The organism is Streptomyces sp. NPDC044002 (genome assembly GCF_056434525.1).
The window spans coordinates 54,312-79,522 of sequence record NZ_JBWKEZ010000029.1 but is presented as its reverse complement, the minus strand read 5'-3'; the positions used below and the strand labels follow the sequence as shown (position 1 = coordinate 79,522).

Sequence of the window (25,211 nt, the reverse complement as noted above, 5' to 3'; positions counted from 1 at the left end):
GATCTCAAACAGTGTGCCCCCCTCCTCTTAGAAGATCCCTTGAATGCCGCATGAGGAGGGCCGCAAGGCCGCTCGGGGGTTGGTTCAGGCCACTTTTTGGCGTTTCGGGCGCTTCCCCGGGGGGCGTCGTTGCCCGGGCATGCCGAAAGGCCGCCGGCTTCCGGGAAGCGGCGGCCTTTGCTCTGCGGGGGTCAGAGGCCCTTGGCGAGGTCGTCCAGCGGGTCGCGGTGCTGCGGGATCCAGCCCAGCTCGTCCTGGGCCCGCGTGGTGGCGAACTGCTGGTCCAGGAACAGGGCGTCGGCCAGGAGGCCGAGCTTCTGGGCGAGCTCCTCGACCGACACCGAGCGGGTCTGGCCGGGAATGCCCGCCGCCCGGCTCAGGGCCTCGGCCACCTCGCGGGTGCGCACGTTCACGCCGGTGACGCCCAGGTACTGGGTGCCGGCCGGGGCCTTGAGCGCGCGGGCGTAGAGGTCGGCTATGTCGTCGACGTGCACGAGCGACCAGGAGGAGTTGCCGTCGCCGAGGTAGCCGATGGCGCCGGCCTGGAGGCCCTCGCCGAGGAAGAAGCCGGGCAGGCCGCCGGACCGCCCGTAGACGAGACCGGGGCGCACGATGACCGGGTGCTTGCCCTGCGAGGTGGTGGCCAGCAGCTGCTGCTCCAGCGGCACGCGCCAGCCGACGACCATGGGCGGGGCGAACGGCGCGTCCTCGGCGACGGCGCCGTCGGTGTCGCCGTAGGCCCAGCTGCCGCCGGTGTGGACGTACGGGTTGCCGCCGACGCCCTCCAGCAGCGCGTTCGCCGCGATCCGGTCCACCTCTCCGGAGCGCTCGTCCCCGGTCAGGGCCAGGTGCACCACGCCGTCGGCCGCGGCCGCCGCCTCGCGCAGCAGCGCCTCGTCGGTCAGCTCGCCCACCAGCGGGGTCGCACCGAGGTCGGCGACCACCTTCGCCGACTCCTGCGAACGCACCAGCGCGGTCACGGAGTCACCCTGGGCGGCCAGCACGCGCAGCAGTGCGCGGCCGATGTAACCCGACCCGCCGGTGACGAATACCTTCATGGGATTTCCTTTCGAATCAACAGGACGTGCGTGCCCCGGCCGTCGGCGGCCGGGGCGGCGCGGCCGCCGGCGGTCAGCCGAAGGCCACGCCCGTGAACAGCGCGGCGAGCGTGAGCCCCTGGAGGACGACGCGCACGTTGATCACGCTGTCCCAGGTCTTCTGCAGCTCGCGGGCGTCGGGGAGGGTGACGCCGGCGAGGGCCGCCGCGCCGAGCTTCTTGTTCACCGGGCCGCTGATGCGGTTGTAGATGACCAGCCAGATCACGAGGGAGACGAGGGCGACCGCCCCGGTCACGATGGCGAGGGCGCCGCCCGTGAACACGGCGGCGACCAGGGTGAGGGCGGTGGCGATGACGCCGGCCACGCCCGGTACGGGCATCCGCTTGTCGCCGTAGTGGTGGGTGAGCCCCATGGCGCTGGTGAGCACCTCGTCGTTCGCGTGGGCCATGGCGGGCCGCTGGACCAGCGCGGAGAAGAAGTCCGTGCCGTACACCACCGCGTTGGCCAGCAGGGCTACGCCCGTCAGGACCGCGTGCAGGACCTCCATCAGGCCGCCACCTCGGGCGTGAGCTTCGGCGGGGCGTTCCAGGTGTGACCGGCCGCCGCGGCCGCCGCGTCGTCCAGCAGCCACGGGTCGGTGCCGTGGATGTCGCGGACCTGCTCGCGCAGCCACAGGTCGAAGGGGTCCTCGGAGGCGTCCCAGAGGCGGGCGACCCGGGCGGGGTCCTTGGCCTCGAAGTAGACGGCGACCTGGTCCCCGTCCGGACCCGGGGTGATGCGGAAGACCTCGTGGCTGATGCCCAGCCGGCGGCGGGAGGCCTCGTACTCGCGCAGGCGGGGGCCGGCCAGCTCCGTGTTGAGCCGGTGCCAGGCCTCGGACTTGTCCGCCGGCAGGGGGAGGACGCGGACCACGGGCAGGTCCGTCTTGCGGACCGTGCGCCGGCCCTTGCCCGGGGCGAACATCCGCATCCCGAGCTGCGCGAACATGTTGGACGCCACGCCGATCGCCCAGCGCTCCGCGATCAGTCCGTCCTCGAAGCGCCAGACGACGATCCCGGTGGACTCGATGGTGCGGCCGGTCGGCTCCATGCCCAGCAGCTCGCCGAGGTGGGTGCCGTGCCAGGTGTTGTGGATGACCACGTGGTCGCCGTGGGCGCTCATGTCCTCGATGACGACCTTGAGGTCGGGGAACGCGGTGCGCAGCCCGGCGATGGTGTACTTGACGCCCTCGACGCCCTCGGGCGCGCCCGGCAGGCCTTCGTGGTCGATGATGTCCGGCCGGTAGATGTCGTCCACGATGGAGAAGTCGCCCTGGTTGACGAACTCGTCGAAGACGCGGCGGATGGTCGCCTTGTTGTGTTCCGTGGAGCCGGTCGCCATGACCGTCCCTTCCTCTCGTGCCCTCTCGGGCTGGGGTCAGTGGTGGTTCTGCAGGGCGCGCTCGCGCCAGCGGGTTCCGTAGGCGACGTGCTCCTTCTCGGCGGCGGCGAAGGCGACGCGCGTCCAGGCGGCCCGCATGAGCTGGTCGCGGATCCAGACGGCCAGCGGGTTCTCCAGCGCGCCGGCCCAGCCGATCCGCGCGGCCAGCGTCTGCATGGGGGCGGTGCGGGTGCGGCGCTCGGCCTCGTAGGCGCGCAGCGCGGAGGTGACGTCACCGGGGCGGGTCAGGTGCTCGGCGAGCACCAGCGCGTCCTCGATGGCCAGGCAGGCGCCCTGCCCGATGTTGAAGCTGACCGCGTGCGCGGCGTCGCCCAGCAGGGTCACGCGGCCGCTTCCCCAGACGGGGTCCGGCTTCCGCTCGGTGACGTCGTTGCGGATGATGCTGTCGGGGTCGGTCGCCGCCAGGATCCGGGCGACCGGGTCGACCCAGCCGCGGTGCCTGGCCTGGAGCATCCGCAGGGTGTCCTGGGGGGTGCCCTGGTCGCGGCCGCCGGCCGGGCCGTTCGCCACGCTCATCCAGTGCACGACACCGGGGGCGATGTCGTAGTAGGTGAAGCGGGTGCCGCGGCCGAAGAGGCCGAGGAAGCTGCCCGGGGGGATCTCCTCGGGGCTCATCTTCGCGTGGCCGCGCCAGGCGATGTAGCCGGTGTAGTGCGGCGGCTGGGGGCCGAGGAGCTGGGCGCGGACCGCCGAGCGGACGCCGTCCGCGCCGATCAGCACGTCGCCGCGCTCCTCGGTGCCGTCGTCGAAGCGGACGGTCACGCCCTCGCGGTCCTGGGCGTAGCCGGTCACCCGGGCGCCGGTGCGCACGGGCACGGTCAGGGCGTCGCTCATGATGCCGTGGAGCTCCGACCGGCCGATGGCGACCGTCGGCTGGCCGTAGCGGGAGGTGAACTGGCCGACGGGCCAGTCACCGATGGAGTTGCCCCGCCAGTCGGCGAACGAGCAGACCTCCTGCGCCGGGGCGGTCTCGCGGACCGCGTCGGCAAGGCCCAGGTACTCCAGGGCCAGCATGCCGTTGGTCCAGATGTGCAGGCCTGCGCCTCCGTCGCGCAGCTGGGGCGCGCTCTCGAAGACGATGGAGTCGATTCCCTGCTGCTGGAGGGCCAGCGCGGTGGCGATGCCGCCGATGCCGCCGCCGGCGATCAGCACTCGGCGTATGCGCGGTGCGGACACGGTGTTCTCCTTGACTGGTGGGGGGGCGGGGGCTCAGCCGTTGAGCTGGGCCATGGCCTCGGCGGGGTAGCGGTCGCCCGCGGTGATGCCGTAGGGAGCGATGCGCTCGATCTCGGCGAGGGTCTCGGCGGAGAGGGTGACGGCGACGGCGCCGAGGTTCTCCTCCAGGTACTTGCGGCGCTTGGTGCCCGGGATGGCGACCACGTCGTCGCCGCGGGAGAGCACCCAGGCCAGTGCGAGCTGGGTGGCGGAGATCTCCAGGCTCGCCGCGAGCGCGACGAGCCCGTCCACGACCGGCAGGTTGCGCTGGAGGTTCTCCTCGGCGAAGCGCGGGGCGAAGCGGCGGAAGTCCAGGCCCTGCGGGATGTCCTGGGTGCTGCGGATGCCGCCGGTGAGGAAGCCGCGGCCCAGCGGGCTGTAGGCGACGAAGCCGATGCCCAGCTCGCGCACCGTGTCCAGCACGCCGTTGACCTCGACGTCGCGGGTGAAGAGGGAGTACTCGGTCTGGACGGCGGCCAGCGGGTGCACGGCGTGCGCCTGCCGGATCGTCTGCGCCGAGGCCTCGGACACCCCGAGGTGGCGGACCTTGCCGGCCGCGACGAGCTCGGCCATGGCGCCGATGCTCTCCTCGACGGGCACGTCGGGGTCGATGCGGTGCAGGTAGTACAGGTCGAGGTGGTCGGTGCCCAGCCGGCTCAGGCTGCCCTCGACGGCCTGCTTGATGTACTCGGGGCGGCCGTTGAGGCCGCCGGTCAGCTTGCCGTCGGCGCCGATCTCGTTGCCGACCTTCGACGCCAGGACCAGCTCGTCGCGGCGGCCGCGGATGGCCTTGCCGACGAGGGCCTCGTTGGTGTGCGGTCCGTACATGTCGGCGGTGTCGAGCAGGGTGACCCCGAGGTCCAGGGCCCGGTGGACCGTGGCGATGGCCTCGGTCTCGTCCGAGTCCCCGTAGCCGAAGGTCATCCCCATGCAGCCGAGGCCCTCGACGGAGACGGTGACTCCGTCCCGGCCCAGCGTGCGGTGTTCCATGTGTTCCTCCATCGTGCGCTGTGTTCGTCCTGGTGTTTCCGCGTCCCGGCCGGGTCAGGCGTGGGCGGCGGCCCGGAGCTCCTGGAGGACCTCGGTGAGGTTGGTCTGGTCCCAGTGCTCGGCGAACAGGCCGTCCTCCAGGCGCCAGATGTCGATGGAGCGGATCTGGACCTTGCGGTAGGTGGCCGGGATGCCGAGGAACTCGCCCTGGTGGGTGCCCTCGTACTCGAAGCGGCCGGCGACGCGGTCGCCGGAGACCAGCAGGTCCTTGACGGTGGCGGTGATGTCGGGGAAGGCGGCGAAGACGTTCTTCCAGAAGAGCCGGTTGGCCTCGCGGCCGTTGGGGACCACGGGGTTGTGGTCGATGTGCTCGAAGGTGCAGTGGGTGTCGACGCGGTCCGCGTCACGCGTGTTGACCATGGCGAGGAAGTCCTCGACGGCGGGGTGGGTGGTGGTGATCACTGACATCTGATTCGCATCCTCTTGTCGTGGGTGGGGGGGGCGCCGGGCGGGCGGGGATCAGGCGGCGGCGGTGACCGGCGCGGGGGCGTGCCAGGTGAGCGACAGGCCGGTGTAGACGTAGCGGCTGGCCTCGATGCCGAGCAGCACGACCTTGTGGCCGGGCTGGATCCGGCCCGACGTCCAGGCGGCGTCCAGGGCGAGCGGCACGGCGGCGGAGCCGGTGGCGCCCACTTCGGCGAGGTTCTCGACGATCTTTCCGGTCTTCAGGGCCTCGTCGTCGGCGGCGGACAGGCCGGCGTCCTCGTACTCGCGGGCGAAGTAGTCGGCGTTGCCCTCGGGCAGCACCAGCGCGTCGAGGTCGCTCAGCGACCAGCCGGAGCGCTGGGACATGTCCTTGATGGCCTCGACGAAGACCCGGGGGCCGAAGGTCGTGGTGCCGGGGACGTCCACCTTCATGTCGATCAGCCGCTTGCGGCGCAGCTGCTCGGCCTGCGACACGTCCGTGCCGCCGCCGATGATCTCCATGCCGGGCTTGCGGAGGCCGCCCATGCAGGCGTTGACGAAGGCGAAGTCGTCCTGGTGGCCGGCCTCGGCGGGCTCGGCCCGCAGCAGGACCGCGCCGGCGCCGTCGCCGAAGGTGTACAGGGTCAGGCGCTCGCGCATCCGGACCTTGAAGGGGTCCTTGCCGATGAACATCGGGGCCATCAGCGGCGAGATGGCCTCGCTGCCGATCACGAGCGCGGTGCGCGCGGTGCCGTCGGCGAGCTGGCGGCGGGCGATGTCCAGGGCCTGCACCCAGCCGGCGCAGGCGCCGCGCACCTCGATGGCGGCGCACCGCTCCAGGCCGAGGTAGTGCTGCACGGTCGTGGCGACGTTCGGCAGGAGGTACTCGGGGCTGGCGGTGCACACGACCAGCAGGTCGATCTCGTCCGCGCCGACGCCGGCCCGTTCGAGGGCCTGGCGTCCGGCGGCCTCCGCCATGCGGCTGTTGGAGGTGAGGTGCTCGCCGGTGACCGTGTCGATCATCCAGTGGCGGGTCTCGACCTGGATCCCGGCCAGGACGTCGTCCGGGAGGGGGCCGACGATCTTCTCGATCTGGGTGTTGTCGATCGGGTCTCCGGGGACGTACCCGCCGGTGGAGAGGATCTTCACGCTGAGGTTCTCGGTGGTGCCGGTCATCGGGCGGACTCCGTTCGGGAGGTCGGGGCGGGCGACAGCACGATCGACGTGTGCGTTCCGCCCAGCGAAGAGCTGTTGATCAGGGCGTCGCCCTGGGAGAGGCCGTGCTGCCAGGAGCCGATGGCGAGCACCGCCGCCAGCTGCGCGCCCGCGCCGACCGGCTCGCCCAGCGAGCGCTTGGGGGTGCGGACGGGCACCTCGGCACCGTCCAGCAGCCGGTCGATGGCGGCGGCCTCGGGCTGGTCCACCGGGGTCAGTCCGGCAGCGTTGGCCCACACCTCGGCGAGCTCGCCCGGTGCGATCCCGGCGCCGGCCAGGGCGCCGCGCATGGCCCGCTCCAGGCCGTCGCCCGACGGGTCCCAGCGGCCCACGCCGGCAGCGTCGGAGGCCGTGGCGTGGGCGCGGACCACGGCGTGGACGGTCGCCCCGCGCTCGCGGGCCGCTCCGGCGCGTTCCAGCACCAGGGCGATGCCGCCCTCGGCCAGGGTGTAGTCGGCGGCGGACCGCGAGCCGAACAGCGGGATGGTGCGGTAGCCGTCGAGGGCGCCGGGCGAGAAGGCGTCGACCGCCGGGACCACGATCCGGTCGGCCCGCCCGCTGCGCAGCAGGTCGTGGGCGACGCCGATGGCGGCGGCGCCCGCGGCGTGCCCCGAGGTCAGGGTGGACGTCGGGCCCTTGACCCCGAGGGCCATGGCCACCTGTCCGGCCGCGGCGTTGTACACGGTGTTGGGGAAGACCCCCGGGTTGCCGGCGGCCGGGCCGTCGGTGAGCAGCGGGAGGAAGAACCGCTCGTTGCTCTCCACGGGGCCGATGCCGGTGCCGAGGACCACGCCGGTCGCCGCGCGTTCGTCGTCGCCGGTCACCCCCGCGTGCTCCAGGGCCGCCCGGCAGGCGGCGATGGCGAGCTGCGAGATGCGGTCCATGCGGCGGCGGTCCTTGCGGGTGCCGGCCGCTTCCGGGTCGAACACGGCGCGGGCGACCCGCAGTCCGTCCTCGTCCTCGCCGGGGCGGGTACCGGCCTCGAAGGCCTGCCACAGGGCCTCGACCCCGTCGCCCGCCGCGGTCAGCGCGCTGAACCCGGTGACGACCACCTCGTCGTGGTGCTCGTCCGCGGGACCCTCGAAGAGGGCTCCGGGGCGGGCGTAGGCGACCGTGGCGTTGGCTCCGCCGAAGGCGAAGTTGTTGGAGAGGGCCACGTCCAGGTCCATCGGGCGGCCCGTGCCGGGGATCGGGTCGAGGCCGCACTGCGGGTCGGTCTCGGTGAATCCCGCGGTGGGCGGGGCGATCTGGTCGCGCAGGGCGAGCACCGTCGCTATGCCCTCGACCGCTCCCGCCGCGCCCAGCAGGTGGCCCACCATGGACTTCGTGCTGCTCAGGGCGGTCTTCTCGGCCGCCTCGCCGAGGGCCAGGCGCACCGCGCCGCTCTCGGCGGAGTCGTTCTTGGGGGTGCCGGTGCCGTGTCCGTTGACGTAGCGCACGTCCTCGGGCGCCAGTTGGGCGGAGGCGAGCGCCGCGCGGATCGCACGGGCCGCGCCCTCGCCCTCGGGGTGGGGGGCGGTGGGGTGGTAGCCGTCGGCGGACAGGCCGTAGCCGAGCACCTCGGCGAGCACGGGGGCGCCGAGCCGGGCCGCGGCGTCCGCCGAGAGCAGGACGAACATGCCGCTGCCCTCGCCGAGCGACAGCCCGGAGCGGTCCTTGGAGTAGGGGGCCGCGGGCTTGCCGGACAGCGACTCCAGGCCGCTGAAGCCGGCGAACGCGGTCTCCGTGAAGGCGTCGCTGCCGCCGACGAGCATGGCGTCGGCCCGGCCCGCCCGGATCACCTCCAGGGCGTGGGCCATGGCGTGGGCTCCGGACGCGCAGGCGGTGTTCACCGAGAGCACCGGCCCCTTGATCCCGAAGGCGGCGCCGAGCGCCTCGGCCCCCGCCTGGGGCGGTACGAGGGCGTACCGCTGCCAGTCGGGCTCCTCGTCGGCGGCGCGGGCGCGCAGCGCGTGTTCGGCGCTGCGCCAGCCGCCGTTGCAGGTGCCGTAGGAGACGCCCCAGCGCTCCGCGGGGATCTCGACGCCCGGGGTGAGGCCGGCGGCGCCGAGGGCCTCCTCGGCCGCGACGAGCGCGAAGTCGACCGAGGGCTCACGGACCTCTTCGTCCGAGGTGTACGCGTAGGCGGGCCGCCGGGTCTCGGTGACCTCGCCTCCGATGCGGGTCTGGTAGCCGTCCATCGGCAGGCCGCGCACCGGCCGGATCGCGACCCGTCCCGTGCGGACACCTTCCCAGAACTCTTCGGCGGTGCCCCCTTGGGAGGTGATCGCGCCCACGCCGGATACCACCACCCGCGCAACGCCGGAAGGCATGTTCTCCATGTGTCTGACTCCTCCTGACCTGGGTTTCCCGTCTCCTCGGACGGACTGGACGTACCGGATGTACTCGATGAACTCGCCCTCCGGTGTCCCGGAGGGGATGGGACTCGGCACGGGCTAGGCCGCCCGTCCCAGGGCCAGCGCGACGGCCTGGCCTTCGAGGCCGCGGGCCAGGGCGAGGGCCGTCTCCGGCCGGGTGTCGCGGGCCTCGCCGCGGACGAGGTCCATGTCGCAGGCCGCGTCCGGGGTTTCAAGGTTGGCGGTGGCCGGGATGGCGCCGTAGTGCAGGGCGAGCGCCGACACCGCGACGTTGAGCGCGCCGGCGCCGCCGACGAGGTGGCCGGTCTGCGGCTTGATGCTGCTGATCGGGACCGACCGGGAGGCCTCGCCGAGCGCGGTGCGCAGGGCGGCGGTCTCGCTGCGGTCGCCGATCTTGGTCGCGGCTCCGTGGGAGGCGATGTAGCCGAGGTCGGCCGGGGCGAGCCGGGCGTCGTCCAGGGCCCGCCGCACGGCGCGGACGAGGCCGCGGCCCTCGGGGTCGGTGGCGGGCGGGGTGCGCCCGTCGTGGCCGTTGCCCACGCCCCGCAGCTCGGCGTAGATCCGGGCGCCGCGGGCGAGCGCGGCCTCCTTCTCCTCCAGGACCAGCAGGGCGCCGCCCTCGCCGAGCACGGCTCCGCTGCGGGTCTGGTCGTAGGGCCGGAAGGCGGTCTCGCCGAGCTCGTTGCGGGTGGTGAGGACGCCCATGCGGTCCATGTGCGTCATCGACCACCAGCTGGTGGCGTCCTCGTAGCCGCCGGCGATGATCCGGTCGGCGTCGCCGCGCTGGATGGCCCGCACGGCCCTCGCGATGGCGGTGGCGCCGGCGTCGGCGGTCCCTGCGAAGAAGGCGTTGGCGCCGCGGATGCCGAAGGTCTGCGAGATGTGGAAGACGGCGCCCGGCTGGAGCCCCTCGACGAAGAAGAGCGGCGGCATGATGGTGTCGGCCTTCTCGCCGAGCGCCTTCATGTCGGCGGTGCCGTCCGGGCGGCGGACCGTCCGCAGCCCCTTGATCAGCTGGTCCATCCGGCCCATCGACTTGTTGCCGCCGAGGAACAGCCCGGTGCGCAGGCCCAGTTCGGTGCCGGTGTCGATGCCGGCGTCCGCCAGGGCCAGGGAGGCCGCCGCGAGACCGAGCTGGTCGCCCCGGTTCATGGTGTTCAGCTGGCGCCGGGTGGCGAAGCGGCTGGGGTCGAACCCGTCGATCTCCGCGCCCAGCGTGGTCTGGAGCCGGGAGGTGTCGTAGGCCTGGATCTGCCTGACGCCGCTCCGGCCGTCGACGATGGCCTTCCAGTTGGCCTCACCGCCTTCGCCGAGCGCGGTCAGCAGGCCGATGCCGCTGATCACTACCTGGCGTCCGATGCCGCTCATCGCTGCTCCTTGGGGGATTCGCCGACTGTGGCCGGGGCGGGGAGCCGGCGTACGAGGGTCAACTGCCGGACGGTGGCCACGGGCTGGCCGTCCACCGTCGCGGCGATCTTGAAGTGGAGGGTGTCGTCGCCGTCGCGGCCGGTGAGCTCCGCGAGGATCGCCACCTGGTCGCCCGGCCGGACCGGCCGCCGCCAGCGCACCCGGGTCGCCTCCCCGAGGCGCCAGCCGTGGTCGGATGCCGGCGCGGCCAGGGCGGCCACGTCGGCGGCGCTCGCGACGAGCAGCACGCCGGGCAGGATGGGGAAGCGCGGGAAGTGGGTGGCGAAGAGGTCGAGGGTGTTGGGGACGTTGCGCAGGGCCGTGGCCTGCTCGCCCGGGCGGACCTCGGGGTCGAGCAGTGCGCCGTGCACGGGGTGCCCGGTGGCCCGGTGGTCCGTCGTCACGCTCATCGCTCGTAACCGCCGACGACGAGGCTGATGTTGGTGCCGCCGAACGCGAAGGCGTTGATCAGGGCGTGCGAGACGGACCGGTCGCGGGCCGTGTTCGGCACGTAGTCCAGGTCGAGCTTGCGGTCCGGCGAGGTGAGGTTGATGGTGGGCGGCACCAGCGAGTTGTTGATCGCCCCGATCGCGGCGAGCACGTTGAGCGCGGCGCCGGCCGAGGTCAGGTGCCCGGCCATCGACTTCGGCGAGCTGATCACGAGCCGGTGGGCGTCGTCGCCGAACACCTTCTTGATCGCGACGGTCTCGGACTGGTCGTTGCCGTGGGTGCTGGTGCCGTGGGCGACGACGTAGTCGATGCCCTCGGTGCCGACTCCGGAGTCGGCGATGGCGCTCGCCATCGACTCGATCGCGCCGGAACCGTCCGGCGGCGAGTCGGTGATGCGCCAGGCGTTGAGGCTGGACCCGTAGCCGAGGACCTCGGCGTGGATGCGGGCACCGCGCGCCAGCGCGGACTCCAGCTCCTCCAGGACGAAGAGCACTCCGCCCTCGCCGAGGACGAACCCGGACCGCTCGCCGTCGAAGGGGCGGCTGGCGGACTGCGGGTCGTCGTTGTACCGGTCGGTGAGCGCGCCGAGCAGGGTGAAGCCGAGCACGTCCATCCACGAGGTCAGCGAGTCGAAGCCGCCGGCCACCATCAGGGTGGCATCGCCCTCCTGGATGGCCCGGAAGGCCTCGCCGATGGCGTGGCCGGAGCCGGAGCAGGCCGTGCTGACGCCCATGAGCGGACCCGTCGCGTCGAACAGCCGCGCGATGGCCGCGGCGGGCACGTTCTGGCTGAACTCCAGGGACTCCGAGGGCGTGTACGGCAGGAACGCCGTCTCCTCGCCCGTGGTCTCGCGCAGCTCGCCGACGTCGAGCAGCCACTGCAGGCCGGGCCGGCCGACGCTGGCGCCGACGGAGACGCCCATCTCGCCGCTCTCGTAGGTGTCGCGGTCCACGCCCGCGTCGCGCAGCGCCTCCGCCGCGGCCGCCAGGCCGAACTGTCCGGGCCGGGACAGGTGGCGCAGGCCCACCTCGCGCGGTACCAGGTCCTTCAGCCGGAAGTCCTTGACCTGGCCGGCGATGCGTACGGGGAACCCGTCCGTCTCGATGGTGGTCAGTTCACCGACGCCGCTGCGGCCGGTGGCCAGTCCTTCCCAGGTGGTCGGGGCGTCGTTCCCCAGGGGGGTCACCGCCCCGATCCCCGTGATCACTACACGCTTCATCGCAGCACCTCCGTGCGCAGCAGATGCCGGCCCATTCGCTCGGTGTCCTCCGGGTCTTCGAGCTGGTCGCTGCCGAGGGCGGCACACATCAGGCCGCTGACCTCCAGCACCGTCCGGTCGCCGACGCGGACGGTGCCGTCCAGGGTCACGGCCGTCTCGTCGAACGAGACGAATCGGACATCAAGGTCGAGTACGTCGCCGGGGAGCACCTCGGTGTGCCAGCGCACGCTGGCGGCGCTCGCCAGAGCGGCACGCCTCTTGTAGCCGGTGCTCAGCAGCAGGAGCCAGGTGCCCGCCTGGGCCAGCGCTTCCAGGACCAGCGCGGCGGGCATCACGGCCCCGTTCGGCGTGGGGGTCCAGTAGGACTCGTCGGCGGAGGTGACCTTGCGCCCCCGCAGACTCACCCCGGACTCCCATGCCTCGATACGGTCGATCAGGTGGAATCGCACGGCCGGCCCCTACTTGGAGCGGCCCAGGCCGAGCTGGCCCGCCCAGCCGCCGTCGACCCGCAGCAGCTCACCGGTGACGTACGAGGAGTCCTCGCCGGCGAGGAAGGAGACGACGCCGGCCACCTGCTCGGGCGTGGCGAACTCGCGGAAGGGCAGCTGGCGCTTGATGTTCTTGCCGCCGTCCTTCTCCAGCAGTCCGCCGATCAGGTCGGTGGCCGTGTATCCCGCGAGGACCGCGTTGACGCGGATCTCGAAGCGCGCCAGCTCGATGGCGGCGGCGCGGGTGAAGGAGTTGACGGCACCCTTGGAGGCGGAGTAGTTAGACTGCCCCACCCATCCGCCCTCCCCCATGACGGAGGAGATGTTGATGACGTTGCCCTCGCGCTGGGACATGAAGTGCCCGGCCACGGCGTGGGTGCAGTTGTAGACACCGCCGACGTTGACCTTGAGCACCTCCCACCAGTCCGCGGGAGCCTGGTCGTAGATGAGGCCGTCCTGCGCCACCCCGGCGTTGTTCACCAGGATGTGCAGGCCGCCCAGGCCGTCGATGGTCTCCCGGACCAGCCGCTGCGCGGCCTCGGGGTCCGACACGTCGGCCTGCAGGGCGACCGCCCGGCCTCCCGCCGAGGTGATCTCCTCGACGACGCGCTCCGCCTCGTCCTTGCGCGAGCGGTAGTTGACGGCGATGGCAGCACCGTCGGCGGCGAGGCGGAGCGCGATGGCCCGCCCGATGCCGCGTGAGCTGCCGGTGACCAGAGCGACGCGGCCTTCGAGCGTCATGAGTCTTTTCCTCCTTATTGGTTCCACACCAGGAGCGCCTGGGCTATCGCCAGCCCAGCGCTGTGAGTCATAGAAATGTCGAGCTGCTGCATCCCCAGCCGCTCGGCCTCTGCGGCCACCTCGCCGTACAACCTGACCGTCGGACGGCCGGCACGGTCGTTGACGACCTCTATGTCGGTCCACTCCATGCCCGCCGCCATGCCGGTGCCCAGTGCTTTGAGCACGGCTTCCTTGGCGGCGAAACGGGCGGCCAGATGATCACCGGGTCGGCGTCTTCGGCGGCAGTAGGACCGTTCCCGAGCGGTGAAGACCTGCTCCTCGAAGCCGGTGTCCGAGGCGACGAGTTCGTCGATCCGCTCGATTGCGACCACGTCCGTGCCGATACGCATCCGAGGTGGGACGGGGCGGTCGGCCGACGACCGCTCCATCACGTCGTCAGGCCGCGGCCAGGGTGCTGTCGGCACGTTCCGAGACCATGTCCGTCAGGTTCTGGACGGTGAACAGGGTGAGGACCTCGTCCGCGACGAGCTTGCCCGCGAGGGCGTCCGTGTCGATCTGCGGCAGCACCTTCTTCAGCTGCGCGAGACCGACCGCGGTGATGACGTCGTCCTCGTCGGCGAAGTCCTCGTCCGCGATGCCGCCCTGGATGACCTCGGTGAGGTCGGCCATCTTCACCTTCACGCCGGAGGCGCGCTCGATGCGGAAGAGGATGTCCAGGAGGTCGATCGACTCGGCGTCCAGGTCGCCGAGGAGGGTCGCGTCGGGCACGACCTCCTCGGTGTCCAGGCCGAGCGCCTCGGCGATGGAGTTCTGGACGATGGCGTCGAGGCTGGCGTTGTTCGTCATGCGTGAATCACCTTTTCCTGAGGGGATTTTGTGTGTGGGTCGTGGGGTCAGACCGGGACCGGCACGGCGGCCGAGAGGGTGTCGACGAGCGAGCCGAGGCGCCGCTCGTCGCCGGTGCTCGCCACCCGCGCGTCCGGGTCCGTACGGCGGACCAGCCCGTTCAGCACCCGGCCCGGACCCACTTCGATGTAGGTCTCGGTGGGGAGCCCTCCGGCCCGCCTGACCACGTCCACCCAGCGGACGGGTCCGCTGAGCTGACGGCGGAGCAGCTCCCGCGCCTGCTCGCCGCCGCGTACGTGGTCACCCGTCACCGAGCTGATGACGGGCAGTACCGGGTCCGCGAAGGAGTGGCCGGCCAGTTCGGCGGCGAACTCCTCCTCGATGGCGCTCATCAGGGAGCAGTGGAAGGGCGCGCCGACCTTCAGCGCCACCACCTTCTCCGCCCCCTCCAGGAGCGCCGCGCGGCCCGCCGCCTCGACGGCGGCGGCCTCGCCGGACAGGACGGTCTGCGTCGGCTCGTTGAAGTTGGCCACCTCGACCAGCCCCGTCTCACGAGCCTGTTCGCAGATCCGGACGACCTGCTCGGCGGACAGTCCCAGAACCGCTGCCATCGCGCCCGGCTGCTTTCGGCCCACCTCCGCCATGAGCCGACCGCGTACCTGGACGAGACGGAGCGCCGACTCCGGCGTCAGGACCTCGGCCGCGACCAGGGCCGCGTACTCGCCCAGGCTGTGACCGGCCACCGCGCCGGGCGCGCAGCCCGCCTCGCGCAGGACCTGCCAGGTGGCCAGGCTCGTCGCGAGGATCGCGGGCTGGGTGATGTCGGTGGCGGCGAGTTCCTCCGCCGTTCCGGTGGTGCAGATTTCGGAGAGCGGCATGCCGAGCACGGCGTCCGCCTCGTCGAACACCCGTCGGGCGGCGGAATACCGCTCCAGCAGGTGAGTGGCCATGCCGGCCCGCTGAGACCCCTGTCCGGGGAACATCACCAGGTCGGCGGAGCTGTTCGAGTTCATCAGTGGGATTCCTTCGGTACCTTGTGGCCCGGCTGGTGCGGCGCGGTCTCCGTCGACCGTTCCGGGGTGCCGGGCCGGCGCCTCATGGCCGACGGACCACCCGCCCGATGCGGGCTTCGACGACATGGATGCGATCGGGCGGGCTGGTCGTGATCGGCACTGCCCTTCGAACCTAAGGCAGGCGCTCGGCCGCTCCCAGACTTCCAATGGTCAGTGGCCATGCCTCCTTAGAGGCATTACAGGCGCTCACCCGTGGTGACCTTGAGGTTCGCGGCGCGCAGGTCGACACCCTGGCCCCAGATCCGGCTGCCGGTCTGGCTGGTCTCGTCGAGGAACGTCTGGCCGGTGGGCGCGCCCAGCCGGGTGTTGTAGTAGAAGCCGTTCGTCGAGTCCAGGCGCACCAGGCCGCGGCCGTCCGCGCCGGCGCCGTCGAGCATCGTGAACACGCCCAGCCCGCAGGTCGCCTGCTTGGGTGCGACGACCTCCTCGGTACCGCCGTGGTCCGTCTGGAGGTACTTCCGGTCGAGTTCGAGGGTGCCCAGCTTGTTCACGGTGAGCACGGTGAAGCCGTTGAGCTTCCAGCGGGCCCGGGTGCCGCCGTTCTCCAGGACGACCTGGGTGTTGACCTGGGTGCCCGGGGTGATGCGGGCGACCGGCACCGCGTAGGTGAACGCCGCGTAGTTGGTGCCCGGGTACCGCAGGCGCTCGTAGAAGGCGTAGACGGTGTTGTTGGTGACGTGGAAGTCCATGACCATGCCGGTCTGCAGGTCCGCCGTGACCAGACCCGCCGAACCGAGCCGGACGTCGCCCTGCGGGTCGCTGACCGCGCTGCCGAACGGGTGCTTCTCCATGTTGCGCGTCTGGACGGACAGCGAGGACTCGCAGGTCAGCTGCCCGTTCGGCGGGATGTCGTAACCCGGGTAGCCGGTGGTGCCGTTGTGCCGCGGGTAGGCGAGCCACTTCATGTGGTCCTTGTCGCCGCCGCCGCCGGCCGCCTGCTGCCCCGTGGTCCAGGCGAACGCCGGCTGGCCCGTGACCGGGTCCGTGCCGGAGGGCACCACGTTCAGACCGCGGGTCGAGGTGGTCGCGATGCCGTCGTTGGCCGTGAGCCCGCCGTTCTCGAACAGCTGCCACTTGCCCGCGGTCGAGGTGTCGAAGCCGTTCTGGAAGGTGTCGCTGAAGACGGTCTTCTTGAGCATCGGGGCCTCTTCGACCTGCTCGGCCTGCTCGACCGCCACCGCTCCCGTCGCCGGCGTGACCACGACCGCCATGGCCACCGCCACCGCGCCGAACATCAGCCGCTTCTTCCAACTCGTTCTCACTGTCGTCTCCTTGAGTGGTCTCGGATGTCTTCACATCGTCGGGACCGCCCGTAGAGATCGACTTAAAACTTCTTTGTCGAACGCATGAGGTCGTACTTCGACAGAGCTTTGATGCCGCCTTGAACACCGCCGGGCAGCGTGGAACGCCCCTCTTGCCATCGATCCGAGGAAAGGGCACCACGTGAGCATCACCGAGGACCGTCCGACGTGGACGCAGTCGCACCTGCGGTCGTACACCGCCGAACTCTCCGAACTGCGTGACTCCGTGGTCCGGGGTCCCAGCGAGGCCGCCACCGAGGCACAGCACGCGAAGGGCAAGCTGACCGCCCGCGAGCGCATCGAGCACCTCTTCGACGAAGGGACCTTCACCGAACTGGAGGGCCTGCGCCGGCACCGGGCGACCGGTTTCGGCCTGGAGAACCGCAGACCGCACACCGACGGCGTGGTGATCGGCTGGGGCCTCGTGCACGGCCGCACCGTCTTCGCCTACGCCCACGACTTCCGCATCTTCGGCGGCGCGCTCGGCGAGGCGCACGCCGAGAAGATCCACAAGGTCATGGACCTGGCGGAAGCCGCCGGGGCCCCCGTGGTCGGCCTCTGCGACGGCGCCGGCGCGCGCATCCAGGAAGGCGTCACCGCGCTCGCCGGCTACGGCGGGATCTTCCAGCGCAACGTCCGCAACTCCGGCGTCATCCCCCAGATCAGCGTGATCCTGGGCCCCTGCGCGGGCGGCGCCGCCTACTCCCCGGCCCTGACCGACTTCGTGTTCATGGTCCGCGGCATCTCCCAGATGTTCATCACCGGCCCCGACGTCGTCCAGGCGGTCACCGGAGAGGTCATCACCCAGGACGCGCTCGGCGGCGCCGACGCGCACGCCGCCACCTCCGGCGTGGCCGCCTTCGCCTACGACGACGAGCAGAGCTGCCTGGACGACGTCCGCTTCCTACTCTCCATGCTGCCCTCCAACAACCGCGAGCTGCCGCCCGCGGCCGAGACCGACGACCCCGCCGACCGCCGCACCGAAGCCCTGCTGGACCTGGTGCCCGGCGACCCCAACCGCTCCTACGACATGCGCAAGGTCATCGAGGAAGTCGTCGACAACGGCGAGTACTTCGAGGTCCACGAGCTGTGGGGCACCAACATCATCTGCGCCCTGGCCCGGCTGGACGGCCACGTCGTCGGCATCGTCGCCAACCAGCCGTCCGTCACGGCGGGCGTCCTGGACATCCACGCCTCCGAGAAGGCGGCCCGCTTCGTCCAGACCTGCGACGCCTTCAACATCCCGCTCGTGACGCTGGTCGACGTACCCGGCTTCCTGCCCGGCGTGGACCAGGAGCACAACGGCATCATCCGGCACGGCGCGAAGCTGCTGTACGCGTACTGCAACGCCACCGTGCCCCGCATCCAGCTGATCCTGCGCAAGGCCTACGGCGGCGCCTACATCGTCATGGACTCGCGCTCCATCGGCACCGACGTGTCCCTGGCCTGGCCGAGCAACGAGATCGCCGTGATGGGCGCCGAGGGCGCGGCCAACGTGGTCTTCCGGCGCCAGATCGCCGAGGCCGACGACCCCGACGAGGCCCGCACCCGCCTGGTCAAGGAGTACAAGACCGAGCTGATGCACCCCTACTACGCCGCCGAACGCGGCCTGGTCGACGACGTCATCGACCCGGCGGAGACCCGGTCCCGGCTGATCGGCGCCCTCGCGATGCTGCGCGGCAAGCAGGTCACCCTGCCCAGCCGCAAGCACGGGAACCAGCCCCAGTGAGCGGGGCCGAACCGCAGATCCGGATCACGCGGGGGGCTCCGGATCCCGTCGAGGTGGCGGCGCTGACCGCGGTCCTGCTGGCCCTGGGCGCCGCCCGCGGCGACGCGGACGCCGGCTCCGGCGAGGCGACCGCGCCCGCGCCCTGGTCCCGCGTCGGATCGGGACCCGGCTCGGCCGGCTCCTGGTCGGGCCGCGGCCTTCCCGCCTGGCGCGCGAACCTGTGAAGACGCGCGTACGACATCAGAAGGGAGAGATACCGAGGCCGGTCATCGGGGACGGAACCCGTCAGGGCACGCTCGTCGGCTCGTTACTGCCCCCGGGGGTCGCCACCTCCGAGGCGTTCTCCGATCCGGTCCTGCCCACGCCCCTCTTCGCCTCCGAGGAGGAGCTGATAGCCGGCGCCTCGCCGGGCCGCCGCCGGGAGTTCAGCACCTCCCGGGCCTGCGCCCGGGAGGCCATGGCCGACCTCGGGGTGGCACCGGTGGCAGTGCTCCGCGACGCCCACGGCGCCCCGCTGTGGCCGGCCGGGGTCGTCGGGAGCATGGCGCACAGCAAGGGGTACCGGTGCGCCGCCGTGGCACGGTCGGCCGACGTGGCCGGCATCGGCATCGACGTCGAACCCAACGAACCGCTGCGCCACACCATGGTGCGCGAGCGGGTGACCATCCCGGAGGAGCGCGGACAGCTGGCCCGGCTGAGCACCTGCCCGTCGGGCATCCACTGGGACCGGCTGCTCTTCGCCGCCAAGGAGAGCGTGTACAAGGCCTGGTACCCGCTCACCGGGGTCATCCTGGACTTCGACGAGGCCGCGGTCGCCGTGAACCCGTGGTCGGGCACCTTCAAGGCCCGGGTGCTGGGCCGGGGACCGGTCGTCAACGGCGTCCGGCTCTCCGTCTTCCACGGGCGCTGGCTCGTGGAGGACGGGCTCGTGATCACCGCCGTGGCGCTGCCCGCCCCGGACCGGGGCGCCGGCACGCCGAACACATGACGGCGGGCCTCCACCTGGGTGGAGGCCCGCCATCAGCAGACGCACGCGGCCTGTTCGGAAGGCCGCAAGGAGCCCTTGGTCGGGGATTCCCGCGTCAGCCCTCGGCCGGGGGACAGCCGGCCTCGGTTCTCGGGGTGGTGCCGGGGACTAGCCCAGGCGCTCGACGAGCGCGTGGTACTGCTCCCACAGCTCCTTGGGGGTGTGGTCGCCGTAGGTGTTCAGGTGCTCGGGGACCAGGGCGGCCTCCTCGCGCCAGACCTCCTTGTCGACCGTGAGGAGGAAGTCGAGGTCCTCGTCGGCGATGTCGAGGCCGTCGAGGTCGAGCGAGGCCTTGGTCGGCAGGACGCCGATCGCGGTCTCGACGCCCTCGGCGGTGCCGTCGAGGCGGCCGACGATCCACTTCAGGACGCGGCTGTTCTCGCCGAAGCCCGGCCACACGAACTTGCCCGCGTCGTTCTTGCGGAACCAGTTCACGTAGTAGATCTTCGGGAGCTTGGTCTGGTCCTTGTCGGCGGCGACCTTGACCCAGTGGGCCATGTAGTCACCCATGTTGTAGCCGCAGAACGGCAGCATCGCGAACGGGTCGCGGCGCAGCTCGCCGACCTTGCCCTCGGCGGCGGCGGTCTTCTCGGACGCGATGTTCGAGCCGATGAAGACGCCGTGGTTCCAGTCGAAGGACTCGGTGACCAGCGGGACGGCGGAGGCGCGGCGGCCGCCGAAGAGGATCGCGGAGACCGGGACGCCCTTCGGGTCCTCCCACTCGGGGGCGATCGTCGGGCACTGGGCGGCCGGGACGGCGAAGCGGGCGTTGGGGTGGGCGGCCGGGGTCCCGGACTCCGGGGTCCAGGCGTTGCCCTTCCAGTCGATGAGGTGCGCGGGCGCCTCCTCGGTCATGCCCTCCCACCACACGTCGCCGCCGTCGGGGGTGAGCGCGACGTTGGTGAAGACGGTGTTGGCGTACATCGTCTTCATGGCGTTGGCGTTGGTGTGCGCGCCGGTGCCGGGGGCGACGCCGAAGAAGCCGGCCTCGGGGTTGATCGCGTAGAGGCGGCCGTCCTCGCCGAAGCGCATCCAGGCGATGTCGTCGCCGATCGTCTCGACCGTCCAGCCGGGGATCGTGGGCTCCAGCATGGCCAGGTTGGTCTTGCCGCAGGCGGACGGGAACGCGGCCGCGACGTACTTCGCCTCGCCCTCGCCGGCCGGCGGGGTCAGCTTCAGGATGAGCATGTGCTCGGCGAGCCAGCCCTCGTCGCGGGCCATGACGGAGGCGATGCGCAGCGCGTAGCACTTCTTGCCGAGCAGGGCGTTGCCGCCGTAGCCGGAGCCGAAGGACCAGATCTCGCGGGTCTCGGGGAAGTGCGAGATGTACTTGGTGGTGTTGCAGGGCCACGGCACGTCGTCCTGGCCCTCGGCGAGCGGAGCGCCGAGGGTGTGGACGGCCTTGACGAAGAAGCCGTCGGAGCCGAGCTCGTCGAGGACGGCCTTGCCCATGCGGGTCATGGTGCGCATGGCGACCGCGACGTAGGCGGAGTCGGTGATCTCGACGCCGATCGCGGAGAGGTCGGAGCCGAGGGGGCCCATGCAGAACGGGACGACGTACATCGTCCGGCCCTTCATGGAGCCGCGGAAGATGCCCTGCTCCCCCGCGAAGATCTCCTTCATCTCGGAAGGAGCCTTCCAGTGGTTGGTCGGGCCCGCGTCCTCTTCCTTCTCGGAGCAGATGAAGGTGCGGTCCTCGACGCGCGCGACGTCGGAGGGGTCGGAGGCGGCGTAGTACGAGTTCGGGCGCTTGGTCTCGTCGAGCTTCTTGAACGTGCCCTTCGCGACGAGCTCCTCGCACAGGCGCTCGTACTCGGCCTCGGAGCCGTCGCACCAGACGATGCGGTCCGGCTGGGTCAGGGCTGCGATCTCCTCCACCCAGGAGATCAGCTCCTGGTGGGTCGTCGGGACGGAAGTGGGAGCCGCGTTGTCGCGCGCCACGATTGCTCCTTGTTGAGGGGTTTGTTTGGTGTATGCCCCGTGGGGGCTGCGACCCGGACGCTTCGCGCTCCGCTCATCCGGTGCCGACCGCACTCATCTGATCATCCGGTGGATGTGCGCATATGTCCAGGGGGCCTCTCACGTGAGCATCGCCACGTCCGTCAATCTTCCGTAAAGAGGAAATCCGAAACCTACGGACCCGTAGGTAGCATGTGGACCATGACTTCAGACGCCGTCGCCGCACCGGTCATCCCGGCAGGTCCGGAGGCCAAGCCGCTGATGCGCGGCTGGCTGCACACCGGGATGTTCCCCGCCGTGGTGATCGCCGGCCTGGTGCTGATGGCCTTCACCGACTCGACGAAGGCCCGCATCGCCTGCGGGGTGTACGTCCTCACCGCCTGCCTGCTCTTCGGCGTGAGCGCCGTCTACCACCGCGGCACGTGGGGGCCGCGCGGCGAGGCCGTCCTGCGGCGGCTCGACCACGCGAACATCTTCCTGATCATCGCGGGCACCTACACCCCGCTCGCCGTCATGCTGCTGCCCGACTCCACCGGCAGGCCCCTGCTGTGGGCCGTGTGGATCGCCGCCGCGGCCGGCATCGCCTTCCGCGTCTTCTGGGTCGGCGCCCCGCGCTGGCTGTACACCCCGTGCTACATCGCGATGGGGTGGGCGGCTGTGTTCTTCCTGCCCGACTTCATGCGGACCGGCGGTATCGCCGTCCTCGTCCTGGTGATCGTCGGCGGTCTGCTCTACAGCGTGGGCGGGGTCATCTACGGGATGAAGCGCCCCAACCCCTCCCCCCGCTTCTTCGGCTTCCACGAGGTCTTCCACTCCCTGACGCTGGCGGCCTTCGTGGCCCACTACGTCGGCATCTCCCTGGCCGCGTACCGGCACGCGTAGGCGGATCCCCGGCCGCCCCCCCGCGCGCTCCCCGGCCCTCGGGCGTACCGTCGTCGAGGGGGAAGTCCGCCAGTCGGTCGACTCGGGGAAGACCACCGAAGTCCCGGAGGGTACGGCCATGAAACTCCGGCAGCACCCGGCCCTGCTCGTCCCCTGCCTCCTCCTCGCGCTGGCGCCTGCGCCGGCCGTGGCGGCCCCGGCCCCCGCCGCGCCCGCCGAAGCCTGCGCCCTGGTCAAGGGCGCACCCACGGGTGACGGCACGGCCACCTACGACCTCGCACTCTCCGGGTTCCAGGGCAACACCCGGGTGGTGATCTCCGGCCCGGGCCGGACCCGGGAGGCCCGCGTCGCGTCCGACGGCACGTACACGGCCGAGAACGTCCCCTACGGCGACTACCGGGTCAAGGCGAAGAACCGCAGCTCCCCGCCGGTCACCTGCGGCAAGGCTCCGCGGGAGGCGGAGAAGCCGGCCGAGCCGAAGGCGGCCGCGGTCACCGGCGCCAACGCAGAGTACGAGGGGGGTCTCAACGGGAACATAACCTGTGCCATGTTCAGCCCCGAGTACCCCGTATCGTTCGCCGGCACCATCACCACGTCCACCCCGGGAGTCGTCACCTACCGCTGGACGACGAGCAGCGGCGCCGTATCGGGAGAGCTGACGGTGGACTTCCCCACGGCGGGCACGCAGGCCGTGCCCCGGTACGTGTGGGGGCCCACGGGCCTGGCCGGGGTGGGCCCCAAGCTCAGCGGCTGGGCGCAGATCGTCATCTCCGACACGGGCACGAAGTCCAACCGGGCCACGTTCGACATCACCTGCGTGTGACCGCCCGAACGGGACCGAACGGGACCAGCCCGGCACCGGCTACCGGTGACGGGCTGGTCCTGGTGCTCCTGTCGCTCCTGTCCCGCGGCTAGCCGCAGGCGTAGCCGTCCCCGTCCGGGTCGAGCCGCAGCGGGTCGCTGCCGTTGACCTTCATCCGCTTCGGGAACTGGTGCGCGGCCAGCCACTCGCACCGCGCCTTGGTCGTCTTCTTCACCTCCGCCGGGAAGGCGCCCGGTACGCAGATGCTGGCCGTCCCGTAGTGCCGGTCGCAGCCGGCCACGGTGGGCGCGACCGGGGCCGAGTCCCGCTTGCCGGGGTTGGCCTTGGGCGGGGCGAGCTTGTCGGCGAAGGTGTGCTCGTGCGGCGCGGGCTGCTGCTTCCCGTCCGCCTTGGCCGCCGCCGCCAGCGCGGGGGCCCCGCCCAGGTGGACCCAGGTCGCGACCGACGGGACGCCGTTCGCGTCGACCCCGAACAGCATGTACCAGCCGGGCGGGGCCAGGTTGGGGTTGCTGGTGACGTTGAGGTCGATGGTCTTGTTGTCGATCACCGTCATCGGCAGGTCCACGAACCGCTGGTTGGGGTCCGAGGAGTGGGTGACCGCCGCCGGGCGGATCAGTTCGGCCTTGACGATCGGCCGGTCGACGGTGATCCGCTGCGTGTCCCCGTACACCCACTCCGTGTCGATCACCGAGGTGAGCTGCGGACGCGGCCCCTTGAACAGGTAGGGCGGGGTGTAGATGGACACCGCGTGGTTGTACGTGCCGTTGCCCGGGTTGTCGCCGACGGACATGACCCGCCCGTCGGGCAGCAGGAACGACCCCGAGTGGTAGGTCCGCGGGATCGGGTCGGTGGCCAGGCCCGCCTGGTAGGTGTTGCTCGCCGGGTCGAAGAACGAGGCCTCGAAGACCGGGTCGGCCCGGTCGTGGAGGCCGCCGCCGGTCTCCAGCACCTTGCCGTCGGGCAGCAGCACCGCGGACACGAACATCTTGCCCTCGGCGCCGGTCTGCGGACGCTTGCCCTGGCCCTGGTCGACCAGGCCCTGCGGAAGGTCGGGGCCCGCGGTGTAGGCGGGGCTCGGCTTCTTCAGGTCGATGATGTCGGTGAGCCGGTTCGCGGCCGGGTTGCGCTCGTTGTTGCCGCCGCCGATCGTCAGGACCCGCTGGTCCTGGGCGGGCGGCAGCAGCACGCTCGCCGACTCGTCGCGCTCGTCCTTGTTGCGCAGGCCGGGCACGTCGGTGATGGTGTTGGCGTCGTAGTCGTAGACCGAGGCGCCCGAGCCGGGCGTGCCGTTGCCGAAGGTGTGGCTGCCGGAGTAGAAGAGCCGGCCGTCCTGCATGAGGATCATCGACGGGTACAGGCCCCAGTACGACCAGGTCTGGTTGACCTCGTTCATCGGAAGCCACTTGTTCTGCGCCGCCGAGAACTTCTCCGCGGTGACGTTGCCCGTGGAGTCCTCCTTCAGCCCGCCGAAGGAGATCACGTCACCGTTGCCGAGGATGGTGGCGGACGGGTACCAGTGCCCGCCGTTCATGTCGTTGGTCTTCGTGTACGTCTCGGTCACCGGGTCGAAGACGTAGCTGTCCTTCAGCCCCTGGTAGCCGATCTTGCCGTCGGCGGACGGATAGCCCTTGTTGCCGCTCATCACCAGCACCCGGCCGTCGGCCAGCTGCACGTGCCCCGAGCAGAACATGTCCACCGGCGTCGGGATCGTCTTGGCGGTGCCCGCCACCGGGTCGTAGACGGCGGAGGTGAAGGTGCCCGCGTTGAACTGGGAGATGTCGTTGCCGGAACCGGCGATCAGCAGCACCTTGCCGTTCTTGAGGACCACCGCGTGCATCGAACGCACGGGGTTCTGAGTGGCCATCACCTCCCACTTGCCCTTGGCGCACTGCTCGGCCGTGCCCGTGCAGGTGGGCTGCGGCGGGACGGCGCCCACCTCCTCCAGCGCGTAGTCGTCGGTGGTGAGGGTGCCCACGCCGTAGACGGACAGGCCCCACGCGATCTGGTCGGTGTTCGGCGGTACGGCCGGCGTACGGACCTCCGTACGCGCCCACGCGGCGCTGACCGGCGGGTTCTGCAGGTCGGTCCAGTACTGCCAGCCCGCGGTGGTGTCGTGCCGGAACACCGTCACCGACACGTCGGGGGTGTCCGACTTGTACCAGGCGGACAGGTCGTACTGCTTGCCCGGCACCACGGTCGGGGCGCAGGCCGCGTTCTCGGTGACCAGGGCCTTGCGGTCGCCGCTGACCCGGCGGGTCACCGACACCTTCATGGCCTTGGTGCCGCTGTGGGAGTCGGCGACGGTGGCGAAGGTGAAGTCGTTGTCGCCCCAGCCCGACTTCGACCAGCAGGCGGGCATGTCGGAGCCGGCCGGACCGGCGGTCTCGAAGCCGGGGTTGGTCAGCAGGTTCGGCGCTCCGGCCGTGGCCTGCTGGGGTGCGGTAAGGAGCAGGCTGGCGGTCATCGCGCCGACGGCGACCAGGGCGGCCCGGCGCCCCGTCCCCCGTCGGATCTTCCTACGCATAC

General features: G+C 71.6%; 24 protein-coding genes. 5 read left to right on the top strand and 19 right to left on the bottom strand.

Annotated elements, in window-relative coordinates; genetic code table 11:
* Positions 1-191 precede the first annotated feature (191 nt).
* The 17 genes from AC07A6_RS22105 to AC07A6_RS22025 form a co-directional block, all read right to left on the bottom strand.
* A complete protein-coding gene (locus tag AC07A6_RS22105; RefSeq protein ID WP_478778209.1) occupies positions 192-1,058 on the bottom strand; it encodes an NAD-dependent epimerase/dehydratase family protein in 867 nt (288 codons plus the stop codon).
* Between the two features lie 73 nt (positions 1,059-1,131).
* Positions 1,132-1,605 carry a DUF1772 domain-containing protein gene (locus tag AC07A6_RS22100; RefSeq protein ID WP_478778208.1) on the bottom strand — a complete coding sequence of 158 codons (474 nt, stop codon included), beginning with the start codon at positions 1,603-1,605 and terminating at the stop codon, positions 1,132-1,134.
* On the bottom strand, positions 1,605-2,438 hold the full coding sequence (locus tag AC07A6_RS22095; protein WP_362465733.1) for an ester cyclase: 834 nt from the start codon (positions 2,436-2,438) through the stop codon (positions 1,605-1,607). Before AC07A6_RS22095 ends, AC07A6_RS22100 begins: the two co-directional genes overlap by 1 nt.
* Before the next feature lie 36 nt (positions 2,439-2,474).
* Positions 2,475-3,674: an FAD-dependent oxidoreductase gene (locus AC07A6_RS22090; RefSeq protein WP_362465736.1), complete on the bottom strand. Its 1,200-nt coding sequence runs from the start codon at positions 3,672-3,674 to the stop codon at positions 2,475-2,477.
* 33 nt (positions 3,675-3,707) lie between these two features.
* Positions 3,708-4,703 (bottom strand): aldo/keto reductase, encoded by a 996-nt coding sequence (locus AC07A6_RS22085; protein WP_362465739.1) that lies wholly within the window; start codon positions 4,701-4,703, stop codon positions 3,708-3,710.
* A 54-nt stretch (positions 4,704-4,757) separates the two neighbouring features.
* The gene (locus tag AC07A6_RS22080) at positions 4,758-5,171 is read right to left on the bottom strand and encodes an ester cyclase (RefSeq protein ID WP_427711099.1); all 414 of its coding nucleotides are present in this window, start codon (positions 5,169-5,171) and stop codon (positions 4,758-4,760) included.
* A 51-nt stretch (positions 5,172-5,222) separates the two neighbouring features.
* Positions 5,223-6,344 carry a 3-oxoacyl-ACP synthase III family protein gene (locus AC07A6_RS22075; RefSeq protein ID WP_362465743.1) on the bottom strand — a complete coding sequence of 374 codons (1,122 nt, stop codon included), beginning with the start codon at positions 6,342-6,344 and terminating at the stop codon, positions 5,223-5,225.
* Positions 6,341-8,704, bottom strand: coding sequence for a beta-ketoacyl-[acyl-carrier-protein] synthase family protein (locus AC07A6_RS22070; RefSeq protein ID WP_362465746.1), 2,364 nt, complete (start codon positions 8,702-8,704; stop codon positions 6,341-6,343). Before AC07A6_RS22070 ends, AC07A6_RS22075 begins: the two co-directional genes overlap by 4 nt.
* Before the next feature lie 114 nt (positions 8,705-8,818).
* The gene (locus tag AC07A6_RS22065) at positions 8,819-10,108 is read right to left on the bottom strand and encodes a beta-ketoacyl-[acyl-carrier-protein] synthase family protein (protein ID WP_478778207.1); all 1,290 of its coding nucleotides are present in this window, start codon (positions 10,106-10,108) and stop codon (positions 8,819-8,821) included.
* Positions 10,105-10,557, bottom strand: coding sequence for an ApeI family dehydratase (locus AC07A6_RS22060; RefSeq protein WP_362465752.1), 453 nt, complete (start codon positions 10,555-10,557; stop codon positions 10,105-10,107). Before AC07A6_RS22060 ends, AC07A6_RS22065 begins: the two co-directional genes overlap by 4 nt.
* Positions 10,554-11,816: a beta-ketoacyl-[acyl-carrier-protein] synthase family protein gene (locus tag AC07A6_RS22055; protein WP_362465755.1), complete on the bottom strand. Its 1,263-nt coding sequence runs from the start codon at positions 11,814-11,816 to the stop codon at positions 10,554-10,556. The genes AC07A6_RS22060 and AC07A6_RS22055 overlap by 4 nt, the downstream gene beginning before the upstream one ends.
* A complete protein-coding gene (locus AC07A6_RS22050) occupies positions 11,813-12,265 on the bottom strand; it encodes a hotdog family protein (RefSeq protein WP_362465758.1) in 453 nt (150 codons plus the stop codon). The genes AC07A6_RS22055 and AC07A6_RS22050 overlap by 4 nt, the downstream gene beginning before the upstream one ends.
* 9 nt (positions 12,266-12,274) lie before the next feature.
* Positions 12,275-13,045 carry an SDR family NAD(P)-dependent oxidoreductase gene (locus AC07A6_RS22045; protein WP_362465761.1) on the bottom strand — a complete coding sequence of 257 codons (771 nt, stop codon included), beginning with the start codon at positions 13,043-13,045 and terminating at the stop codon, positions 12,275-12,277.
* A gap of 14 nt (positions 13,046-13,059) precedes the next feature.
* A complete protein-coding gene (gene acpS / locus AC07A6_RS22040) occupies positions 13,060-13,434 on the bottom strand; it encodes a holo-ACP synthase (RefSeq protein ID WP_386271264.1) in 375 nt (124 codons plus the stop codon).
* 46 nt (positions 13,435-13,480) lie between these two features.
* The gene (locus AC07A6_RS22035; RefSeq protein ID WP_478778206.1) at positions 13,481-13,891 is read right to left on the bottom strand and encodes an acyl carrier protein; all 411 of its coding nucleotides are present in this window, start codon (positions 13,889-13,891) and stop codon (positions 13,481-13,483) included.
* A gap of 47 nt (positions 13,892-13,938) precedes the next feature.
* Entirely contained in the window at positions 13,939-14,904 is a 966-nt protein-coding gene (gene fabD / locus AC07A6_RS22030; protein ID WP_478778205.1) for an ACP S-malonyltransferase, read from the bottom strand.
* A gap of 236 nt (positions 14,905-15,140) precedes the next feature.
* On the bottom strand, positions 15,141-16,226 hold the full coding sequence (locus tag AC07A6_RS22025; protein ID WP_478778204.1) for a DUF6081 family protein: 1,086 nt from the start codon (positions 16,224-16,226) through the stop codon (positions 15,141-15,143).
* A 181-nt stretch (positions 16,227-16,407) separates the two neighbouring features.
* Here AC07A6_RS22025 and AC07A6_RS22020 point away from each other — a divergent pair, with 181 nt between their 5' ends.
* From AC07A6_RS22020 to AC07A6_RS22010, 3 genes are read left to right on the top strand one after another with little or no spacing between them, the layout of a single operon-like run.
* On the top strand, positions 16,408-17,994 hold the full coding sequence (locus AC07A6_RS22020; RefSeq protein ID WP_007266141.1) for an acyl-CoA carboxylase subunit beta: 1,587 nt from the start codon (positions 16,408-16,410) through the stop codon (positions 17,992-17,994).
* A complete protein-coding gene (locus AC07A6_RS22015) occupies positions 17,991-18,218 on the top strand; it encodes an acyl-CoA carboxylase epsilon subunit (RefSeq protein ID WP_362465775.1) in 228 nt (75 codons plus the stop codon). Before AC07A6_RS22020 ends, AC07A6_RS22015 begins: the two co-directional genes overlap by 4 nt.
* The gene (locus AC07A6_RS22010) at positions 18,215-18,982 is read left to right on the top strand and encodes a 4'-phosphopantetheinyl transferase family protein (protein ID WP_478778203.1); all 768 of its coding nucleotides are present in this window, start codon (positions 18,215-18,217) and stop codon (positions 18,980-18,982) included. The genes AC07A6_RS22015 and AC07A6_RS22010 overlap by 4 nt, the downstream gene beginning before the upstream one ends.
* Positions 18,983-19,129: 147 nt before the next feature.
* Here the strand turns inward: AC07A6_RS22010 and AC07A6_RS22005 are convergent, their stop codons facing one another.
* Positions 19,130-20,962, bottom strand: coding sequence for a phosphoenolpyruvate carboxykinase (GTP) (locus tag AC07A6_RS22005; RefSeq protein WP_478778202.1), 1,833 nt, complete (start codon positions 20,960-20,962; stop codon positions 19,130-19,132).
* Between the two features lie 210 nt (positions 20,963-21,172).
* Here AC07A6_RS22005 and trhA point away from each other — a divergent pair, with 210 nt between their 5' ends.
* Both trhA and AC07A6_RS21995 read left to right on the top strand, forming a co-directional pair.
* The gene (trhA, locus tag AC07A6_RS22000) at positions 21,173-21,862 is read left to right on the top strand and encodes a PAQR family membrane homeostasis protein TrhA (RefSeq protein WP_478778201.1); all 690 of its coding nucleotides are present in this window, start codon (positions 21,173-21,175) and stop codon (positions 21,860-21,862) included.
* 118 nt (positions 21,863-21,980) lie between these two features.
* Positions 21,981-22,685, top strand: coding sequence for a hypothetical protein (locus AC07A6_RS21995; protein ID WP_478778200.1), 705 nt, complete (start codon positions 21,981-21,983; stop codon positions 22,683-22,685).
* An 88-nt stretch (positions 22,686-22,773) separates the two neighbouring features.
* Here the strand turns inward: AC07A6_RS21995 and AC07A6_RS21990 are convergent, their stop codons facing one another.
* The gene (locus AC07A6_RS21990; RefSeq protein ID WP_478778199.1) at positions 22,774-25,209 is read right to left on the bottom strand and encodes a galactose oxidase-like domain-containing protein; all 2,436 of its coding nucleotides are present in this window, start codon (positions 25,207-25,209) and stop codon (positions 22,774-22,776) included.
* Between the last annotated feature and the right edge of the window lie 2 nt (positions 25,210-25,211).

Excerpts from the sequence above, each read along its gene's own strand:
- AC07A6_RS21995 (WP_478778200.1), top strand. The coding sequence starts at position 21,981 with ATGAAACTCCGGCAGCACCCGGCCCTGCTCGTCCCCTGCCTCCTCCTC.
- AC07A6_RS22105 (WP_478778209.1), bottom strand. The coding sequence starts at position 1,058 with ATGAAGGTATTCGTCACCGGCGGGTCGGGTTACATCGGCCGCGCACTG.
- AC07A6_RS22080 (WP_427711099.1), bottom strand. The coding sequence starts at position 5,171 with ATGTCAGTGATCACCACCACCCACCCCGCCGTCGAGGACTTCCTCGCC.
- AC07A6_RS22035 (WP_478778206.1), bottom strand. The coding sequence starts at position 13,891 with ATGACGAACAACGCCAGCCTCGACGCCATCGTCCAGAACTCCATCGCC.
- AC07A6_RS22055 (WP_362465755.1), bottom strand. The coding sequence starts at position 11,816 with ATGAAGCGTGTAGTGATCACGGGGATCGGGGCGGTGACCCCCCTGGGG.
- acpS (WP_386271264.1), bottom strand. The coding sequence starts at position 13,434 with ATGCGTATCGGCACGGACGTGGTCGCAATCGAGCGGATCGACGAACTC.
- AC07A6_RS22065 (WP_478778207.1), bottom strand. The coding sequence starts at position 10,108 with ATGAGCGGCATCGGACGCCAGGTAGTGATCAGCGGCATCGGCCTGCTG.
- trhA (WP_478778201.1), top strand. The coding sequence starts at position 21,173 with ATGTGGACCATGACTTCAGACGCCGTCGCCGCACCGGTCATCCCGGCA.
- AC07A6_RS22060 (WP_362465752.1), bottom strand. The coding sequence starts at position 10,557 with ATGAGCGTGACGACGGACCACCGGGCCACCGGGCACCCCGTGCACGGC.
- AC07A6_RS22075 (WP_362465743.1), bottom strand. The coding sequence starts at position 6,344 with ATGACCGGCACCACCGAGAACCTCAGCGTGAAGATCCTCTCCACCGGC.
- AC07A6_RS22095 (WP_362465733.1), bottom strand. The coding sequence starts at position 2,438 with ATGGCGACCGGCTCCACGGAACACAACAAGGCGACCATCCGCCGCGTC.
- AC07A6_RS22100 (WP_478778208.1), bottom strand. The coding sequence starts at position 1,605 with ATGGAGGTCCTGCACGCGGTCCTGACGGGCGTAGCCCTGCTGGCCAAC.
- AC07A6_RS22085 (WP_362465739.1), bottom strand. The coding sequence starts at position 4,703 with ATGGAACACCGCACGCTGGGCCGGGACGGAGTCACCGTCTCCGTCGAG.
- AC07A6_RS22070 (WP_362465746.1), bottom strand. The coding sequence starts at position 8,704 with ATGGAGAACATGCCTTCCGGCGTTGCGCGGGTGGTGGTATCCGGCGTG.
- AC07A6_RS22045 (WP_362465761.1), bottom strand. The coding sequence starts at position 13,045 with ATGACGCTCGAAGGCCGCGTCGCTCTGGTCACCGGCAGCTCACGCGGC.
- AC07A6_RS21990 (WP_478778199.1), bottom strand. The coding sequence starts at position 25,209 with ATGCGTAGGAAGATCCGACGGGGGACGGGGCGCCGGGCCGCCCTGGTC.
- fabD (WP_478778205.1), bottom strand. The coding sequence starts at position 14,904 with ATGAACTCGAACAGCTCCGCCGACCTGGTGATGTTCCCCGGACAGGGG.